Origin of the sequence: Idiomarina sp. OT37-5b, assembly GCF_002968395.1 — a bacterium.
Taxonomy (GTDB): Bacteria; Pseudomonadota; Gammaproteobacteria; order Enterobacterales; family Alteromonadaceae; genus Idiomarina; species Idiomarina aquatica.
This window is the reverse complement of the sequence record NZ_CP027188.1, coordinates 2,731,847-2,749,723: the sequence shown is the minus strand read 5'-3', so window position 1 is coordinate 2,749,723 and position 17,877 is coordinate 2,731,847. Positions and strand designations below refer to the sequence as shown.

The following is a 17,877-nucleotide window of genomic DNA, read 5'->3' as shown; positions in this document are numbered from 1 at the left end:
GTGGACTACGCCAACCGTAAACCGAAAAAGCAGCCTAAACGCAACGCGTCGAAGAAGAAACCGGCAGCCCGTGGCGCTACACGTCGACAGACTGAGTCACGGCAGGTACCGTGGCTCGTCATCGTCATTGCTATCGCGCTCATCGCCGCGTTCACTTACGGTTTGGTATCGATCAACGGTAGCTCTAACGGTTCCGCACAAACGCCCGTGGTGCAGCCTCCGCCGAAGGACTTATTGCCGGAGAAACCCCAGGAACGCTGGCAGTACATCGAAGAGCTGGAAAGCAAAGAAGTCGAAGTGGATGTGCCGGAACGTGAGCTGGGTCCACCGAAGTTAATGCAATGTGGCTCATTTCGTCAGCAAGCCGACGCTGAGCGGCTGCGTGCACAAATTGCTATGGTCGGCCTGGAAAGCCAAGTGCGGGCGACTACCGGTAGCAACGGACTCTGGTATCGTGTCATTTTAGGCCCCTATCAGACCAAGCGAGACGCCGAGCGTGATCGGCATAAATTGCAACGCGCCCAAATCTACGGCTGTGCTATCTGGAACTGGAATTTAGATTAATCACACCTTGAAATCTGCGTCATAGACCCTCACCTACTTGTCATTGACGTCGCTTAGCGACTTCACAAGACAACAAAGAGGATGACGTTTTGACGACGATAGTATCTGTTCGCCGCGGCGATAAAGTGGTCATCGGAGGCGATGGCCAAGTGTCTCTCGGTAATACCGTAATGAAATCCAACGCCCGTAAAGTCCGCCGCTTGTATCACGATCAAGTGCTGGCTGGCTTTGCCGGTGGTACCGCCGATGCCTTCACCTTATTTGAGCGCTTTGAGTCTAAGCTGGAACAACATCAGGGCAACTTGATGCGGGCCGCGGTCGAATTGGCGAAAGACTGGCGTACCGATCGTGCGTTACGGCGACTGGAGGCATTACTTGCAGTCGCTGACAAAGAAACGTCGCTGATCATCACCGGCAACGGTGATGTCGTGCAGCCGGAAAACGATCTGATTGCGATTGGCTCAGGTGGCCCGTTTGCGCAATCAGCCGCTCGTGCCTTGTTAGAAAATACCGAACTGGACGCACGTAGCATCGTCGAAAAATCATTGACCATTGCGGGTGACATTTGCGTTTACACCAATGGCACGCAGACCATCGAAGAGCAGCAGTCGATTGTTGCCAACAAAGACAAATAACGGAAGGGGATACCAACAGATGTCCGATATGACCCCCAGAGAGATCGTAGACGAATTAAATCGCCATATTATTGGCCAGGAAAATGCGAAAAAGGCGGTTGCGGTTGCGCTACGTAACCGTTGGCGGCGAATGCAGCTGGACGACGATTTGCGTCAGGAAGTAACACCGAAAAACATTCTGATGATTGGACCAACCGGTGTTGGTAAAACCGAAATCGCTCGACGTTTGGCAAAGTTGGCAAACGCCCCGTTCATCAAAGTAGAAGCGACCAAATTCACAGAAGTCGGCTATGTTGGTAAAGAAATCGAGTCGATCATTAAAGACTTAACCGACGTTGCGGTGAAACAAAAACGTGAAGAGATGAAGCAGAAAGTGCGTTATCGCGCGGAGGAAGCCGCCGAAGATCGCATTTTGGATGTGCTATTGCCTCCGGCGCGTTCAACCAATTCCGGCTGGGGAGCCCAGCAGGAAGAAGCGCCGTCCGATGAAGAACGTAAATCACGCCAGGTATTTCGTAAAAAACTGCGTGAAGGTCAGCTTGACGACAAAGAGATAGAAATTGATCTGGCAATGCCACAAATGGGCGTTGAAATCATGGCTCCTCCGGGAATGGAGGAAATGACCTCGCAGCTACAAAATATGTTTCAAAACATTGGCAGCGACAAGACCAAAAAACGCAAGATGAAAATCAAAGACGCGTTTAAGCAATTGGTTGATGAAGAAGCAGCCAAACTATTGAATCCGGATGAGGTAAAAGAAGCTGCGATTCATTCGGTTGAACAAAATGGCATTGTGTTTTTGGATGAGATTGACAAGATCTGTAAACGCGGTGACACCTCTGGCCCGGACGTTTCTCGCGAGGGTGTACAGCGTGACCTGCTGCCACTCGTGGAAGGTACGACCGTTAATACCAAACATGGCATGATCCGTACCGATCATATCTTGTTTATTGCATCCGGAGCGTTCCAGATGAGTAAGCCATCGGACTTGATCCCAGAATTGCAGGGTCGACTGCCAATTCGGGTTGAGCTGGATGCGCTGACAAGCCACGATTTTGTGCGTATTTTGACGGAGCCGAATGCCTCGCTGACGACTCAGTACAAAGCCTTGTTAAAGACCGAAGGCGTGACGGTAGAGTTTACCGAGGACGGTATACAGCGTGTTGCAGAAATTGCGTTTCACGTTAATGAAACGACCGAGAACATTGGCGCCCGTCGGTTACATACGGTGCTGGAGCGTTTAATGGAAGAGGTATCCTTCAATGCCACCGATCACAGTGGTGATACCATCAACGTTGACGCGGCCTATGTTGATAAGCACATCGGCGAACTGTCTAAAGATGAAGATTTAAGTCGCTTTATTCTTTAATGGGTAGCCGCTGCCAGGGAGCCTGGTAGCGGCTTTCTCCCTTCATTCAATTCGGCCTCAATTAACTGCTCCGCCAGCTCAACCCGCATTGGTGGCGCATAAAAATAGCCTTGCATCATGTCGCAGCCTAGTTGCTGTAAAATGGTCTGCTGGTCTTCGGTTTCGATGCCTTCTGCAATGACACGTTTGCCCAGACCATGGGCGAGCCGGATCATCGCTTTTAAAATGGTCGCATCGGTTCGGTTTATCTGCAATTCGCGAACAAAGCTACGATCGATTTTAATTTTACTGATGGGTAACGAGCGCAGGTAAGCGAGTGACGAGTGGCCTGTGCCAAAGTCGTCGATGGCTACGTTGAAGCCAAGGTTACGTAACTTGTTAATCACACTCATGCCATTATGCAGATCGGACATGGCCACCGTTTCAGTAATCTCCAGTTCCAGCGATGCTGGTGTTATGTTGTGTTTCTGAACCAACGACTGCAATTGTTCAATCAACTGAAAATGCTGGAATTGCTGTGCCGACAAATTAACCGCAATCGGCCAGCAATGATTAAACTCTGCTGTCCATCGGGTAAGAATGTTAGCGGCCTTGTCCAGTACCCAGGTATCCAACGTTTCCGATAAACCCAGCTGCTCAATATACGGCAGGAACTCGGCTGGAGCGAGCAAACCCCGCTCGGGGTGCTGCCAGCGGATCAGCGCTTCAAAGCCGCACAATTGCTGATGATCAAAGTCGAATTGGGGTTGCAGGTAGAGCAAAAACTCATCGTCCTGAAACGCTCTTCGCAGTACCGGCTCCATATCCATCAACTGGGTAAACTCATCATCCATACCGCGTTCGTAAAACACCACACTCGCCTGATGTTGACGCTTGGACTCGGTCAGCGCGATGGTTGCTTTGTTAAGCAATACCTCGGCATTGGTGCCGTGTTGAGGATAGCGAGAGATTCCCACACCCACACTGATGCTCAGGTTTTTCTCACCAATAGCAATGGGTGCCGATAATGTGTCCTGGAGTTCACCGCCAAGGTCGTTGATCAGTTGGCGGCTTTTGAGGTGATCAAAGACCACCGCGAAGACATCACCGCTGATGCGGGCGACCGATAATGGTGTTTTGTCGAAGTGTTGCAGCCGTCTTGCGACTTCTTTTAACACCAAATCACCGCCTTTGATGCCAAAACTTTCATTAACCGACTTAAAGCGTGAAATGCCAATCAGGCAAACGGTTAGCTGGCGGCCGTTGGTGCGACAAAAATCAATCAACAGCGGTATTTTTGACACCAGTTGTGAGCGGTTAGAAACACCGGTTAACGCATCATGCGTGTGCAGGTATTCGGCGCGTTGGATGGCATGAATGGAGTTACTGCGTTCGGATTCCAGTAGCCAAATAATGATTCCAAGCATGACGATGGCGAGGAAAATAACGGTAAATACGGCTTGTACGCTTAACACCCAGTCCAGTGCTGGTGACGTCATGGTTATGTTGGCGCCAACAACAACAAAGTTTTTTGCCGCAACAAATAAGAAACCAAAGGCGATCAGCCGTGGGCCAATGCCCTCTTTTACGTTAAACCACATGGGCAGGCCGATGGCGACAAACAGCGTTCCCGGCACCAGAAACCGCATCACACCGCTGTCACTTTGGCTGGTGTGCAGTGAAACACTTGGCTCTAAAAGCATCAATGAGATCAACCCGCCCATCAACGCCAGCGAGTAGCCCAAATAACGCAGTGAACGCCGCGGTAATTGTTTGCCGACGGCGCTGTAGGTACCAATCCCGATATAAACAATAGCCAGATACTGGAGTGTCAATGCAAGGCTGTTGGTAAAGGCGGCCAACTCGTTGATCTGCAACGGCTGAGTAATAGCCATGGCACCGGTGACGACCCGAGTTAGCTCACTCGCACCATAAGACAGACAGGCCAGAGACCAGTAATGTAAATGGGGATAACCGTATGATGCGAAATAAAACCGCAGTAAAGCCGCAAATCCGATTAACAGTAGTGTCTGGACTGAGTGCGTGATGGTTTCAATCGCCAAACTAGTGATCACGTCGAGTATTGGCATGAGCTATTTTTTATAATTATTATTCTTATTTACCCTAGAGTAATGTGCCTTACGGCTAAAATTCAAGTGTATATTATCGTCATGTTTCGTTATTTGACGCCAATTCTTGATTTGGGTTTTTGAAAACGTGAATTGCCGTTATACTCAAAGCCATAACTTCCCCTACAGCCTGGATAAAAGCCATGGAATACAATACGTCTGAATTATGTGACCTCTACCCCGATATGGTCGATGTGGTCGAACCGATGTTCGAAAACTATGGTGGCCGTACTTCGTTTGGCGGCCAGCTGGTTATTATTAAAAGTTATGAAGACAAAGGCTTAATTGAGGAAACGTTAAATCAAGACGGTGGCGGTAAAGTGCTGCTTGTCGACGGCGGCGGCTCGGTACGCCGGGCGCTGATTGATCTCGCCATCGCTGAGCAAGCCATGGATAACGATTGGGAAGGTATTATTTGCTATGGCTCTGTGCGTGACGTTGATGCACTTGAGGAACTGGATATTGGCATTTTAGGGGTTGCCTCAATTCCTGTCGCGGCGCCCAGTGAAGGAACGGGTGAGGTTGACGTACCGGTTAACTTTGGGGGCGTAACCTTCCTGCCGGAAGACCATATTTACGTGGATAGCACGGGCGTCATTTTGTCACCTGAAGCGCTTGATATTGAATAATGTCTGAACTGTCTTATTTACAGCTTGTTGAGTCTAATCACTGGGTTAAGGTTCGCGAGCATGAGACGAAAATTGGACAGGCTATTCATTGCCTGTCCGCTGAGGGTTCTTACGAACAAAGCTTAAAGGACGCCTGGGACAATGGTCAGCGGGTTGCCATCGTCGGTATTCCTGAAAGTATCGGGGTAAAAGCTAACCTGGGTCGGCCGGGTGCTGAAGGGGGATGGCAGGCGTTTTTACACAGTTTTCTCAACCTGCAAAAAACAGGACTGCTGTCGACTCATGAGTTGCTGTTGGTGGGTGCAGTCGACTGCCACGACTTGATGCGCCAGAGTGACGCATTAGACGCGTCGGACAAACATGACTTGGCAGAACTACGACGTTTATGTGCGATGGTTGATGCGCGTGTGGCGAGTGTCGTTGAGCCGTTATTTGCTCAAGGTTTTGAAGTCATCGTCATCGGCGGTGGTCACAATAATGCTTATCCATTGTTACGTTCACTTCACCAAGTGAGTGGCCATACTGTTGCGGCCGTTAATTTGGATCCCCATGCGGATTTTCGTGCAACCGAAGGGCGTCACAGCGGTAATGGCTTTAGTTATGCTTACATGGACGGTGCGCTCGAGTTTTATCATGTCGTCGGTTTGCATCCGGGTAAGAACTCGGCCAGCAGTTTACGTCAGTTGAGTGATGCCGGGATGCGTTATCATTCGATGCACCGGTTATTTGAACGGCCTTTTCATGAAGTGATGGATGAAGTGGTGGCCAAAGCCGATTCATGGCAACGGCCGCTGGGCATCGAAGTGGATGTGGATGTGCTGACAGCCGTGCCGGCCAGTGCCATTAACTACAGTGGTTTGTCGCTGGCGCAGGGTTTTCAGTTTGTAAAGCGCCTGGCAGAACTTCCGGATGCGCGCTATGTGCACTTAGCTGAAGCCGCACCGGCACTTTGCAGCGCCGGTTTTGAGGAAGGTTTAAAACAAGCCGGTCAAGTTCTGTGTGAACTGACTACCGCGTATTTGCATGGTCGTGAACGACGCCGTTAAGCCATAATGTAGTCAGCGGGTTGACCCCAAACTGGTAGGTCAGCTCAGCCGGGTCGTTGACGTCCCAGAGGGCTAAATGCGCTTTCATTCCGGCTTTAACCTGCCCATATTCGTGCTCAATTCCCAGCGCCCGCGCGGCGTTAACCGTCACACCTCGTAAACACTCCTCCGCCGTTAAGCGGAACAGCGTCGCTCCCATCTGTAACATCAGTTGCAAATTATGAATAGGCGATGAGCCTGGGTTTGCATCAGTGGCTACGGCGATCGGCACACGGTATTGCCGCAACAAATCAATGGGTGGTACCTGTTCATCGCGGAGGAAGTAAAATGCGCCGGGCAATAGCACCGCGACGGTGCCGCTCTCTGCCATGGCTTTGACGCCATCCTCGTCCAATTGCTCCAGATGATCGGCGGACAATGCTTGGTAACGAGCGGCCAGTTCAGCGCCGTGTTGGTTAGTGATCTGTTCAGCATGAAGTTTAACCGGCAAACCATGCTGTCTTGCTGCCTCGAAGACACGCTCCGTTTGCGCAACGCTAAAGCCAATCTTTTCACAAAAGGCATCGACGGCATCCACTAAGCCTTCGTCGACAAGGCTCGGTAAAATCGTAGTTACGATGTGGTCGATGTAACCATCGGCATCATTTTGGTACTCCGGCGGGAGCGCGTGCGCCGCCAATAAGGTGGTTTTTATGGTGAGCGGAAGGCGGCGGCCTAATTCTCGGGCAACCTGCAACTGTTTACGCTCGTTGGCGAGATCGAGTCCGTAACCGGATTTAATTTCGATGGTACCGACACCCTGCGCCATCAATGTCCGAGCGCGCTTTTCAGCGAGTTGCAACAACTCTGTAAAACTGGCCTGGCGTGTTGCTCGCACCGTGCTGGCGATGCCACCGCCTTGCTCCGCGATTTCAGCGTAGCTTTTGCCGTGTAGCCGTTCGGCAAACTCGTTGGCCCGAGAGCCGGCCCACACCAGATGGGTGTGACAGTCAATCAGTGCCGGTGTCAGTAGTTGCCCGGCACCATCAATAATGTCGGCGCTTGGAGTGGCTGGTGCCTCAAGCGCATTGCCCGCCCAATAAATGGATTCGTTATCGATAATAACAACTGCATCAGCGATCAAACCATAATCGTTTTGTTCGTCACATAACGTGGCTAATTTAATGTTTTCAATACGTTGCATAGGTTATCACCCCGTTTGAAGCTTTGTTATTAGCATAGCAGTCACCGACTCTCTTGTATAGACAATTGGAATGATCTAAACTTTGAACAAATCACAACATTGGGTTGGGTTCAACGTGGCAAAATTCTCTATCATCAAACAGCACATTTACCAAAAGATCGAGTCTGGTGAGTGGCCGGAAAACCATCCGGTCAGTTCCGAAAACGCGCTGGCTGAGCAGTTTTCGGTTAGCCGTATGACGGCGCGCCGAGCGCTGCAAGAATTGGCTGACGAAGGGCTGGTCATAAGAACCCAGGGAGCGGGAACCTTTGTTGCGCCCATTAAGTCGCAAACGTCGTTTATGGCGATACGGAACATTGCCGACGAAATACGCAGCCGTGGGCATGATTATCGCGCCAAGGTTCATCATATGCGTACTCAGGATGCCTCCAGTCAGGTTGCTGAAGCGCTGTCATTGACTCCCGGGGACGAAGTGCTGCACTCGACCATTGTGCATTACGACAATGATATACCGGTACAATTAGAGGAACGATACGTTAACCCGAACCTGGTGCCCGATTACCTTAAGCAGGATTTCACCAAGGTAACGCCGCATGAGTATTTGTGTGTGGTAACGCCATTGACGGAAGCCAGCCATCAAATCGAGGCCATCCTGCCAATTTCATCCGTTTGTCACCTGCTCAGCATTGATCGTCACGAACCTTGCTTGCGCATCATTCGCCGTACCTGGAGCTCGGGTGGTGTCGTCAGTTACGCCATTCTTACGCATCCCGGGTCGCGGTTTAAACTGGGTGGTCATCTAAATTTTTCTGCATCTTAGGAGCATCTCATGAGTCAACAACGTATGGACACTTCCCGAGTCATTCGGGCTGACCGCGGTAGTGAATTAACCACCGCGAACTGGCAGATAGAAGCAGCGAAGCGCATGCTCATGAACAACTTGGACCAAGAAGTCGCTGAACACCCACAGGCACTGGTGGTGTACGGTGGTATCGGACGGGCAGCGCGCAATTGGGCGTGTTACGACAAAATTATTGAAACGCTGGAACGCTTAAAGCCGGATCAGTCGCTGCTCATTCAATCGGGTAAACCGGTGGGTGTGTTTCCGACCCACGAAGATGCGCCGCGAGTGCTTATTGCTAACTCGAATCTGGTCCCCGAATGGGCAACCTGGGATCACTTTAATGAGCTCGATAAAAAGGGCTTGATGATGTACGGGCAAATGACCGCGGGTTCATGGATTTACATCGGTTCGCAGGGCATTGTGCAGGGCACGTATGAAACTTTTGGCGCCGTCGCACGGCAGCATTTCGATGGTGACGCTAAGGGTAAATGGATTCTCACCGGAGGACTGGGTGGTATGGGAGGCGCGCAGCCTTTGGCCGCTACCATGGCAGGTTTCTGTATGCTCGCGGTTGAATGTGATGAAAGCCGCATCGACTTTCGTTTGCGCACCGGTTACGTCGATCATAAAGCGACACAACTGGATGAAGCATTGCAGTTGATTAACGACGCTAAAGCTCGTGGTGAAGCGGTCTCTGTCGGTTTACTCGGTAATGCTGCGGATGTTTACCGTGAACTGCAACAGCGCGCGATTATCCCTGACGTGGTGACCGATCAGACCTCGGCACATGACCCATTACACGGCTATCTGCCACAAGGCTGGACGCTCGAGCAGTACCAGCAACAGCAAGAAGCCGATGCCAGTGGAACGGTTGCGGCCGCAAAAGTATCGATGGCCGTACAGGTGAAAGCGATGCTGTTTTTCCAGCAACAAGGAGCAGCGGTGCTCGATTACGGCAATAACATTCGACAGATGGCGAAAGATGTCGGTGTTGAGAACGCGTTTGATTTTCCTGGCTTCGTCCCAGCCTATATCCGGCCGTTATTCTGTGAAGGCATCGGACCATTCCGTTGGGTGGCGTTATCCGGTGATCCTGAAGACATTTATAAGACCGATCAGAAAGTGAAAGAGCTTATCCCTGATAATGCGCATCTGCACAATTGGTTGGATATGGCGAAAGAGCGTATTTCTTTCCAGGGTCTGCCAGCGCGGATCTGCTGGATCGGTCTGAAAGACCGCGCCCGGATTGCCAAGGCTTTTAACGACATGGTGAAAAGCGGAGAATTGAAGGCTCCCGTTGTTATTGGTCGAGATCACTTAGATTCAGGTTCGGTTGCCAGTCCTAACCGCGAAACCGAAAGTATGTTAGATGGCTCGGATGCGGTATCCGACTGGCCACTATTAAATGCATTACTCAATACCGCCGGCGGCGCGACATGGGTGAGCTTGCATCATGGTGGTGGTGTAGGCATGGGCTACTCACAACATGCCGGTGTGGTTATTGTTGCCGATGGCTCGGAGGCCGCGGAAAAACGTATTGGGCGCGTGTTATGGAACGATCCCGGTACCGGTGTGATGCGTCACGCTGACGCAGGTTACGACATCGCGAAACGGTGTGCTAAAGAACAAGGGCTTGATTTGCCCATGCTTGAAAACGAATAAGGAGTGGTTATGAGTCGTTTTCCGTTGAATCCGGGACAATTAAGTTTAAACGCGATTCGCCAATGGTACTTCCAGCCGCAGCAGCTGGATTTAAGCGAAGCCGCCGTCAGCGCGATTAATGAGTCAGCGCAAACCGTGCAAAACGTGTTGCAACGGGGTGAAACCGTGTATGGCATCAATACCGGCTTTGGTTTATTGGCCAATACTCGTATTCCGCCAGAACGCTTGACCGATTTGCAACGTCGTATCGTTTTGTCGCATTCGGTAGGTACCGGTGAATTATTGGCGGATGACGTCGTGCGGTTGATGTTATTACTGAAAATTAATTCACTGTCGCGCGGTTTCTCCGGTATTCGGCTAAAAGTGATTAATGCGCTGATTGCCCTGCTCAACCACGAGGTTTATCCGTGTGTTCCAAGTAAGGGATCCGTGGGTGCTTCCGGTGACTTGGCCCCCTTAGCTCATATGGTGTTGCCGCTGTTGGGTGAAGGAGAAGTGCGGGTTAACGGTAAGATTATACCGGCTACCGAGGGTCTTAAGCTGGCCGGGTTGGAACCGTTTGAGCTGGCACCCAAGGAAGGACTGGCGTTACTGAATGGTACTCAGGCATCCACAGCATTGGCCTTGGCCGGCTTATTTAAAGTTGAGCGGGTATTCCACAGTGCGCTGATCATTGGGGCGATGTCCGTTGAGGCGGCGATGGGATCTCGTTCACCTTTTGATGCGCGGATTCATGAGATCCGTGGCCAGCACGGTCAGCAACAGGTTGCTGCGGCATTCCGCGATATTCTGACCGATACCTCAGAAATTGCAAAAGATCACGAACACTGCGAAAAGGTTCAGGATCCCTATTCCTTACGGTGTCAGCCGCAGGTGATGGGCGCGGTGTATGACAACTTGCAGCACGCAGCGACGATATTAGAACGGGAAGCTAACGGTGTGACCGATAACCCACTGGTGTTTAGTGAACAGCAGGATATCTTGTCCGGCGGTAATTTCCACGCTGAACCGGTTGCAATGGCGGCGGACGTTATTGCCATTGCTGCCAGTGAAATCGGTGCGATATCAGAACGTCGTGGGGCACTGCTTATTGATAAGCACTTAAGCAATTTACCGGCCTTCCTGGTTAACGACGGTGGCGTTAACTCGGGTTTCATGATGGCTCAGGTTACCGCGGCGGCGCTTGCGTCAGAAAACAAAAGCTTAGCCCACCCGGCTTCGGTGGACAGTATTCCGACGTCCGCCAACCAGGAAGACCATGTGTCCATGGCAACGTTTGCGGCACGCCGGTTAAGTGATATCGCTGACAATATCGCTGATATTGTTGCTATCGAGTGGCTGGAAGCAGCACAGGGATTGGATTTCCGTCGCCCGCTTAAGGCCTCTGCGAAAATCGAGGCCGCTTATCAGTGTTTGCGCGAGCGAGTGGCGTATTACGATCAAGACCGTTATTTTGCACCGGATATCAAAGCCGCCAGTGGCTTAATTAAAGAGGGCGCGCTCGGTATGACGCTAGCCGACTTTACGCCCTTGGTTTAACACGCGAGCTTAGTGCTCGCGCTTAGCCAGTACCACAAACCGGCCGGTAAACTCCGCGACTGGCCGGTCATCATCGAGGATTTGCGACTTCATGGTTAAGCGGGCGTTCTTGCCTTCTTTTAATGCCGAAAAATCGCCGGTGACATCACTCAGTCTGGCGATGGCACGAGGCTCTTGGGTAACCGGCTTATGATAGTGGATATTACCATCGCCCAGTACCACAGCGCCGTCGAGCTCTCGTTCCAGTAACTGCAAATGCAATAATCCCCAGCAGGTCAGTGTGCCAAGGGAATAAATACTGCCTGCGAACATGGTGCCATGGACATTAATATTACGGGATAGGGTTGCCCGGGTTTCGAACATACGGCCGGTATACTGATGGATCCTTATCCCCATGGCGTCGGATATGGGTATGTCGTTTTGCCATGTTTGCTGGAGTTCAGCACACCATTCTGGCCGATAGATGATACGGTTTTGTTCACTAAATGATTTCCGTAACTGATGTTCGGCCATCGGATTATTTACCGTATCGGCTTCTTCGGCCACCTGATAGCCACATTTTTTATAAAAACCAATGGTATTATCGCGAGAGTTTATCACCACATGCTTGGCACCGTCGTTGCGAGCCGCCAATTCCAGCGCGTAAATAATTGCGACACCATGGCCTTCGCCGCGATACTCCGGCGCAACCGCCATGAAGCGGATTTGTGCTTCTTCCGCACTGTTAAAGTGCACCCGCCCTACGGCAACGGCGTCACCCGCTTGGTTGATGACCATACGGTGTTGGCCGACCTGATCGTATTCGTCTTGTTCGGATCCTTTGGGGCGTTGGAACGGTTCGCGCAGTACACGCCAGCGCAAATCGTAGTATTTATCCAGCTCTTCCGGCGTAGTCGGTGTAATCACTTTGTACATTAATCCACCCTCAACTGAAAGGTTACGGGACCATCGTTAACCAACGAAACTTGCATATCCGCCGCGAATTTCCCGGTTTCTACCGGTACACCGAGCTTGGCAAGTGCCTGGCAGAACTCCTCATACAACGCTTCCGCCTGAGCCGGGGTCGCCGCTGACGAAAAGGACGGTCGTCTGCCCTTGCGGGTATCCGCCGCAAGCGTGAATTGTGACACCACTAAGGCGGACAGTTGCTGATCGAGCAAGCTGTTGTTCATTTTGCCGTCGTCATCGGCAAACACACGGTAGTTCGCAATGCGCTCCGCAAGTTTGTGGGCTTTGGCCTCATCGTCGTGATGCTCGACGCCCAGTAAGATCAATAAGCCGCCGTCAATACGGCCAATGGTTCGCCGATCAACGTCGACTTGTGCATGGGTAACACGCTGTATTAAGCCAATCATAATGTTGTGATTTTACCGTCTTATCATCGCAAGCTATCTATAGTTGTATAAACTGACGGACAGATCAATCGCTGTCAGGTTTTCCTTTGCGGCGATTCAGGAACTGATATTCCTCAAGGCTGACCGTAAGCTCGGCACCTACTAGGACAATATTCCAGGATAAATATATCCAGACTAAGAGAATAGGAACCGTAGCGAGTGCCCCGTAGATCGCCTGATAGGTGGGAAAGTGCGTGATGTACAACGAGAATACTTGTTTACTCAGCTCGAACAGCACGGCGGCGATAAGTGCGCCAAATGCGGCATAGCGAAATCTCACAGGACGATTGGGTACCAGCTGATACAACAATACGAACGCGAAGAAACTGGTAATCACCGGAACAAACCAAAGCGCAAAACTCCGAACACCGGAAACATACTCCTCGGCAAACTGAGTTAAGGAAATCAGGTAAGAGGTTGCGGCAAGTCCCGAACCAATCAGCACCGGACCAAGCGTCAGGATCATCCAGTAGATGGCTAATGAAACCATCAGCCGGCGTTTACTGGTATCGCGCCAAATCGTATTGAGCGTGCTATCTATGGCGGAAATCAGCATAACAGCGACGACGAATAAAAAGGCGATACCCACCGCGGTCATTTTCGAGGCGTTTGCCACGAACTCGTTAATGTATTCCTTCAACTGTTCGCCGGAGGTGGGTAATAAATTGGCAATCAATGCGTCTTCGATATTACGTTGCAGTTCCTCAAAAACCGGAAAGGCTGAGAATATCGTGAACATCACCACGATCAGCGGTACCAGTGATAGCAGACTAACGTAGGTCAGATGGCCGGCGGTCACATTGATTTTATCGGCTGCGCAGCGCTTACCGAAGTACTTAAAAAAACGCGCGCTGTGGTGCAACGAGTCATGCCAGTTCATCGTCAATCCTTAGTGTCTGAGGCTGAGCTAAAATCATGTCCACTCCGTAATGGTTGTTATCTTATCATGTTGGAGTTTTCTTATTATGGCAATGGTGGTGTTTGGTGCGGCAGGAGGTTTAGGTCAGGCGTTGACGCAACGTTTACAGGAAGTGTACCCGCAGCAACAGATTGTCGCAGTGAGCCGGCAACCACTCGATAATCGCCTGCCGGGTGTGCGTTACACCCAGTTGGGTTGTTATGACGACGAAACCCTGTCGCGTTGGGCCGAGGATTTTAAGAACAGTGGCGCCACCCTCGAAGGGGTCGTTTCAACCATCGGGATGCTGCATGATGACGAAACCTTCCCGGAAAAACAATTGAGTGAGTTGCACAGTAGCAACCTGGAAAAACTGTTCCATGTGAATGCGGTCATTCCGATGTTGGTACTCAAACATTGCCAGCCGTTGTTCGATAAAAAAACAAACGCGTTTTTTGTACAACTGTCTGCCAAGGTGGGCAGCATCGAAGAGAACTACCTCGGCGGCTGGTACAGTTACCGTGCCTCGAAAGCAGCACTCAACATGTTATTGAAAACGGCGGCCATCGAACTTAAACGAAGCCACAAAAAATTGGTGTTAGCGGCTGTGCATCCGGGCACAACAGACACGAAGTTATCAAAACCATTTCAAAAGCGTGTTGCTGAGGATAAACTCTATGAGCCCCAATTATCTGCAAAGCGAATTGTGGATGTTATTAATGGCTTAGAGCCAAGTATGTCAGGAGGACTGTTTCACTGGGATGGAAAAAAATTACCTTACTAAGCATCGCCAACTTACCTTATTAATCGGCTTGCATGGACTGGCGATGTCCAACGCGGTTGCAGACAATATCGACCTCAGCCACTCGCTGACCGTTGATGGGCACTACCTTAATACCGATGATGATGACGCGTTCGACTGGAACGGATTGTATCAATTTGACCTCAGTCACACACTAAACGAGCGCCTAACCTTAAACGGTGGCGCGTTTTTAGCGACAACCAATCATCCGTCGGCGGTTATCGGAGATCGACAAGGCTTTTCCAATATTGAGAGTTCGGATCCGCTGGCGCTAACGGCGTTCAATTTGACTTACCGCAATGACGACATTCGCGTGCTGGTCGGAGCCTTTGATGAAAACAGTGAATTTGCCGGAGTTAATGTTGCCGGAAATTTTTTGAACTCATCGATGGGGTACAGCCCAACACTGACGCATTTTATTTCGTATCCCGAAGCAGCGACAGGGTTGGTGATTGATTCGAAGCTGTCGGCAAACGCGAGCATCAAGGCGGCTTATTTGACCCGAGAGTTAAGCTTTGGTGACCAACAACACCTCAATGCCGAATTCGAATGGCAGCCTAATGCCGGGAGTCGTATCGTTGCCGGCCTATCCGATGGCCATTGGTATGGTGTGGGGGAAACACGACTGGTGCGCATGGAAGCCTGGGATTGGCACGGTTTTCTGCAGTGGGGTGATAATAATCGTTATGCAGACTTCCAACGCCACCTTGGTATGGGTATTGTAGTTAACAGCACAACAAACGACCTGTCGTTTGGGCTTGCAACAACCGCAGCAAAAACGCAACGCGATGTTACCGAGCAAGTATGGGAATTATATGCCCGCTGGCAGGTCACAGATAGTATTGCGCTGCAACCTGATGTGCAGTGGATAACCTCAGACCATGACGTTGTCGTTACTGGTTCAGACTATCCCGATGATGATGTTGCAGTCACCATGCGAATGGTTCTAACTTGGTAACCAATTAAGGAGCGCATTATGCTTTATATCCTGGCTGTATTACTACCACCACTGGCGGTGCTGTTCACCGGTAAAATTTTTCAGTTTATTTTTAACCTGATCCTGGCTGCCGTTGGCGTTATCCTGGCTATTGTCACCTTTGGCGCGTTTGGCCTGGTTTACATATTGGCCATTATCCACGCCATCATTGTTGTGCACGGTTATCGTCAGGATAAACGTGATGAACGGTTAGTCCGTGCGGTACGGGGAGACCGAAAATGAAATGGCTGACGCTGTTGTTCGGAGTGATGCTGTTGACAGGATGTCAAACGGCATACTACTCGACGATGGAGAAATTCGGCATCGAAAAACGTGACATTTTGGTTGATCGCGTTGATGACGCGAAAGATTCGCAAGGTGAAGCGCAGGAAGAATTTCGATCAGCGCTGGAACGGCTTGATGCAATGCTCAAAATCGACGGTGGAGAACTGGAGCAGCAGTATAATGCGTTGAGCGATGATTACGAGTCGAGTAAAGCAGCAGCAGAACGAGTTCGTGAACGTATCGCTGAGGTGGATGACGTTGCTCAGGATCTGTTTGACGAATGGAGTGACGAGCTCGAACAGTATTCTAACGATTCAATGCGTCGTCAAAGCGAACGCCAATTGCGAGAGACTGAGCGCCGTTATGCCGACTTGATTCGCTCCATGGAGCGAGCCGCAAGTAAGATGGATCCTGTACTGGCGAAACTCCAGGATAATGTGCTGTATCTGAAACATAATCTGAACGCGCGGGCGATTACTGCGATTCGCGGAGAATTTGATAATCTGCAGGTCGATATTCGTGACTTGATTGACGAGATGGAACTTGCCATAGCGGAATCGGACAAGTTTATTGAGGCAATGAACTCAGGCGGTTGATTGTTACGTAGTAAGTAGAACGATGACTCATCAATAAGGAAATGTTCATGTCGATTTTATTACTTGGCGGAAGTCGCCGCAAAGCCTCATTGAATGGCAAGTTAAAACATCGAATCGCCGAAGTGGCTGACAAATTTGGTATCCGTTACAAGCTGTTAGACGCTGATGCGTTGGATGCGCCGATTTATCACGGTGACTTTGAAGACGCAGAGGGGGTACCTGCATCCATGCAGGCGTTGGCGAAAGACATTCACGCAGCGTCAAAAGTGGTATTAATCAGCCCGGAGTACAACTCTTCGGTATCGCCTCTGGTAAAAAACGCCATTGACTGGGTATCACGGCTGGAAAACCAACCGTGGCAAAATAAAAAGGTGCTACTGGGGGCGGCATCGCCGGGAGGTTTAGGCGGTATCCGCGGACTCATGCATTTGCGCGATATTCTCGGCAATGTGCAGGCCTGGACAGCCCCGAATTTTGCATTATGCCCGAAAGCCAGCGATGCCAGCATTGCGCAAATGGATGAAACCTTTCTGAAAAACTTTTTGCTGCAGGGCGACTAATCTCAGTTGCTTGATTGATTAAGGCCATCAAGGTAAATGGTGATGGCCTTCTCACCGTAATCGACCAGATCAAAATAATCACTGTCCAGTAGCCAGTTATAAATTAATCCATCCACCATTGAAAAAAGCCCAATAACGGCCATACGTGAATCAATACCGTTTTTTAACTGGCCATCGCGCTGTGCTTTGTGGAACAACTGTTCGAAGTCACCAATGCACTCGTTTCTGCCGCTGACATGGCGCAACTTAATGGGATTCACTTCGTCGATGTATTCGCATTTGTGCAGCAGGATACTGGCCAGCGCCTGGACACGGTCATTGGTTTTTATACGGGTAAGAAATTCAATGGTGCGCTGGCGCACTTCTTCCAGTGCATCGTAGTTATCCAGCTCGGCGATTTGCTCGCGCATTTCATCGATCGGTAACCGGACACGATCCATCAGCGACTCAATCAGATCCTGTTTATTACTGAAATGATGATAAATCGCACCGCGGGTGACCCCCGCCTGTTCCGCAACTTGCGCCATAGAAGTACGGGAAACCCCGTTTTTACCAAACAGATACTCGGCTGCATCCAGCAGTTTCGCCCGCGTCTCCATGGCATCTTCTTTCGTACGTCTAACCACAGTAGCGCCCTTCTCAGCTTCTTTGCATTGACTATGCTTAAGTATACCGCAAATTGATTAATCATGCACCAGCGCACGTAAGCTGTCTATTGATGCAAGTGGTTAAATTAGTAGCAAAAAGCCTTGTCGTGATAGTCTAGCTGTGCCGATAATACGTAATG

The 17,877-nt window shown here is 50.5% G+C and carries 19 protein-coding genes; 13 read left to right on the top strand and 6 right to left on the bottom strand.

Translation table 11 applies throughout. From position 1 onward, the window contains the following. The 3 genes from C5610_RS12895 to hslU all read left to right on the top strand — a co-directional run bounded on the left by C5610_RS12895 (nucleotide 1) and on the right by hslU (nucleotide 2,568). Entirely contained in the window at nucleotides 1–564 is a 564-nt protein-coding gene (locus C5610_RS12895) for an SPOR domain-containing protein (RefSeq protein WP_105307521.1), read from the top strand. Nucleotides 565–653: 89 nt separating this feature from the next. Further along, entirely contained in the window at nucleotides 654–1,199 is a 546-nt protein-coding gene (gene hslV / locus C5610_RS12890; protein ID WP_105307520.1) for an ATP-dependent protease subunit HslV, read from the top strand. Nucleotides 1,200–1,218: 19 nt separating this feature from the next. After that, nucleotides 1,219–2,568, top strand: a complete 1,350-nt coding sequence (gene hslU, locus C5610_RS12885) for an ATP-dependent protease ATPase subunit HslU (protein ID WP_105307519.1) — start codon at nucleotides 1,219–1,221, stop codon at nucleotides 2,566–2,568. On the opposite strand, the gene C5610_RS12880 is transcribed toward hslU, so the two are convergent. Continuing rightward, on the bottom strand, nucleotides 2,565–4,637 hold the full coding sequence (locus tag C5610_RS12880; protein WP_105307518.1) for a putative bifunctional diguanylate cyclase/phosphodiesterase: 2,073 nt from the start codon (nucleotides 4,635–4,637) through the stop codon (nucleotides 2,565–2,567). The two genes, hslU and C5610_RS12880, sit on opposite strands and share 4 nt — an antisense overlap. Before the next feature lie 182 nt (nucleotides 4,638–4,819). Here C5610_RS12880 and rraA point away from each other — a divergent pair, with 182 nt between their 5' ends. Then, a complete protein-coding gene (rraA, locus tag C5610_RS12875) occupies nucleotides 4,820–5,305 on the top strand; it encodes a ribonuclease E activity regulator RraA (RefSeq protein ID WP_105307517.1) in 486 nt (161 codons plus the stop codon). Beyond that, the gene (locus tag C5610_RS12870; protein ID WP_105307516.1) at nucleotides 5,305–6,351 is read left to right on the top strand and encodes a formimidoylglutamase; all 1,047 of its coding nucleotides are present in this window, start codon (nucleotides 5,305–5,307) and stop codon (nucleotides 6,349–6,351) included. The genes rraA and C5610_RS12870 overlap by 1 nt, the downstream gene beginning before the upstream one ends. Here the strand turns inward: C5610_RS12870 and hutI are convergent. Further along, nucleotides 6,314–7,534 (bottom strand): imidazolonepropionase, encoded by a 1,221-nt coding sequence (gene hutI / locus C5610_RS12865; RefSeq protein ID WP_105307515.1) that lies wholly within the window; start codon nucleotides 7,532–7,534, stop codon nucleotides 6,314–6,316. The genes C5610_RS12870 and hutI overlap by 38 nt on opposite strands. Nucleotides 7,535–7,649: 115 nt before the next feature. Between hutI and hutC the strand changes: the two genes are divergently transcribed. The 3 genes from hutC to hutH are packed head-to-tail and all read left to right on the top strand — an operon-like array spanning nucleotide 7,650 to nucleotide 11,579. Beyond that, nucleotides 7,650–8,354, top strand: a complete 705-nt coding sequence (gene hutC / locus C5610_RS12860; RefSeq protein ID WP_105307514.1) for a histidine utilization repressor — start codon at nucleotides 7,650–7,652, stop codon at nucleotides 8,352–8,354. A gap of 9 nt (nucleotides 8,355–8,363) precedes the next feature. Then, a complete protein-coding gene (gene hutU, locus C5610_RS12855; RefSeq protein WP_105307513.1) occupies nucleotides 8,364–10,040 on the top strand; it encodes a urocanate hydratase in 1,677 nt (558 codons plus the stop codon). Between the two features lie 9 nt (nucleotides 10,041–10,049). Then, nucleotides 10,050–11,579 carry a histidine ammonia-lyase gene (gene hutH, locus C5610_RS12850; RefSeq protein WP_105307512.1) on the top strand — a complete coding sequence of 510 codons (1,530 nt, stop codon included), beginning with the start codon at nucleotides 10,050–10,052 and terminating at the stop codon, nucleotides 11,577–11,579. Nucleotides 11,580–11,588: 9 nt separating this feature from the next. Here the strand turns inward: hutH and C5610_RS12845 are convergent, their stop codons facing one another. The 3 genes from C5610_RS12845 to C5610_RS12835 all read right to left on the bottom strand — a co-directional run bounded on the left by C5610_RS12845 (nucleotide 11,589) and on the right by C5610_RS12835 (nucleotide 13,853). Beyond that, nucleotides 11,589–12,494 (bottom strand): bifunctional GNAT family N-acetyltransferase/hotdog fold thioesterase, encoded by a 906-nt coding sequence (locus C5610_RS12845; RefSeq protein ID WP_105307511.1) that lies wholly within the window; start codon nucleotides 12,492–12,494, stop codon nucleotides 11,589–11,591. Beyond that, a complete protein-coding gene (gene dtd / locus C5610_RS12840; protein ID WP_105307510.1) occupies nucleotides 12,494–12,934 on the bottom strand; it encodes a D-aminoacyl-tRNA deacylase in 441 nt (146 codons plus the stop codon). The genes C5610_RS12845 and dtd overlap by 1 nt, the downstream gene beginning before the upstream one ends. Before the next feature lie 64 nt (nucleotides 12,935–12,998). Beyond that, nucleotides 12,999–13,853, bottom strand: coding sequence for a virulence factor BrkB family protein (locus C5610_RS12835; protein WP_105307509.1), 855 nt, complete (start codon nucleotides 13,851–13,853; stop codon nucleotides 12,999–13,001). Nucleotides 13,854–13,938: 85 nt separating this feature from the next. Between C5610_RS12835 and C5610_RS12830 the strand changes: the two genes are divergently transcribed. The 5 genes from C5610_RS12830 to C5610_RS12810 are packed head-to-tail and all read left to right on the top strand — an operon-like array spanning nucleotide 13,939 to nucleotide 17,090. Continuing rightward, complete coding sequence (locus tag C5610_RS12830; RefSeq protein WP_105307508.1) at nucleotides 13,939–14,655, top strand: SDR family NAD(P)-dependent oxidoreductase; 717 nt, start codon at nucleotides 13,939–13,941, stop codon at nucleotides 14,653–14,655. Further along, nucleotides 14,633–15,631, top strand: a complete 999-nt coding sequence (locus C5610_RS12825; protein WP_105307507.1) for a carbohydrate porin — start codon at nucleotides 14,633–14,635, stop codon at nucleotides 15,629–15,631. The genes C5610_RS12830 and C5610_RS12825 overlap by 23 nt, the downstream gene beginning before the upstream one ends. 18 nt (nucleotides 15,632–15,649) lie before the next feature. Beyond that, entirely contained in the window at nucleotides 15,650–15,892 is a 243-nt protein-coding gene (locus C5610_RS12820; protein ID WP_105307506.1) for a YqaE/Pmp3 family membrane protein, read from the top strand. Further along, nucleotides 15,889–16,530, top strand: coding sequence for a DUF2959 domain-containing protein (locus C5610_RS12815; RefSeq protein ID WP_105307505.1), 642 nt, complete (start codon nucleotides 15,889–15,891; stop codon nucleotides 16,528–16,530). The genes C5610_RS12820 and C5610_RS12815 overlap by 4 nt, the downstream gene beginning before the upstream one ends. A gap of 47 nt (nucleotides 16,531–16,577) precedes the next feature. Then, entirely contained in the window at nucleotides 16,578–17,090 is a 513-nt protein-coding gene (locus tag C5610_RS12810; protein WP_105307832.1) for an NADPH-dependent FMN reductase, read from the top strand. A 2-nt stretch (nucleotides 17,091–17,092) separates the two neighbouring features. Here the strand turns inward: C5610_RS12810 and C5610_RS12805 are convergent, their stop codons facing one another. Further along, entirely contained in the window at nucleotides 17,093–17,716 is a 624-nt protein-coding gene (locus tag C5610_RS12805) for a TetR family transcriptional regulator (protein WP_105307504.1), read from the bottom strand. Nucleotides 17,717–17,877 lie beyond the last annotated feature (161 nt).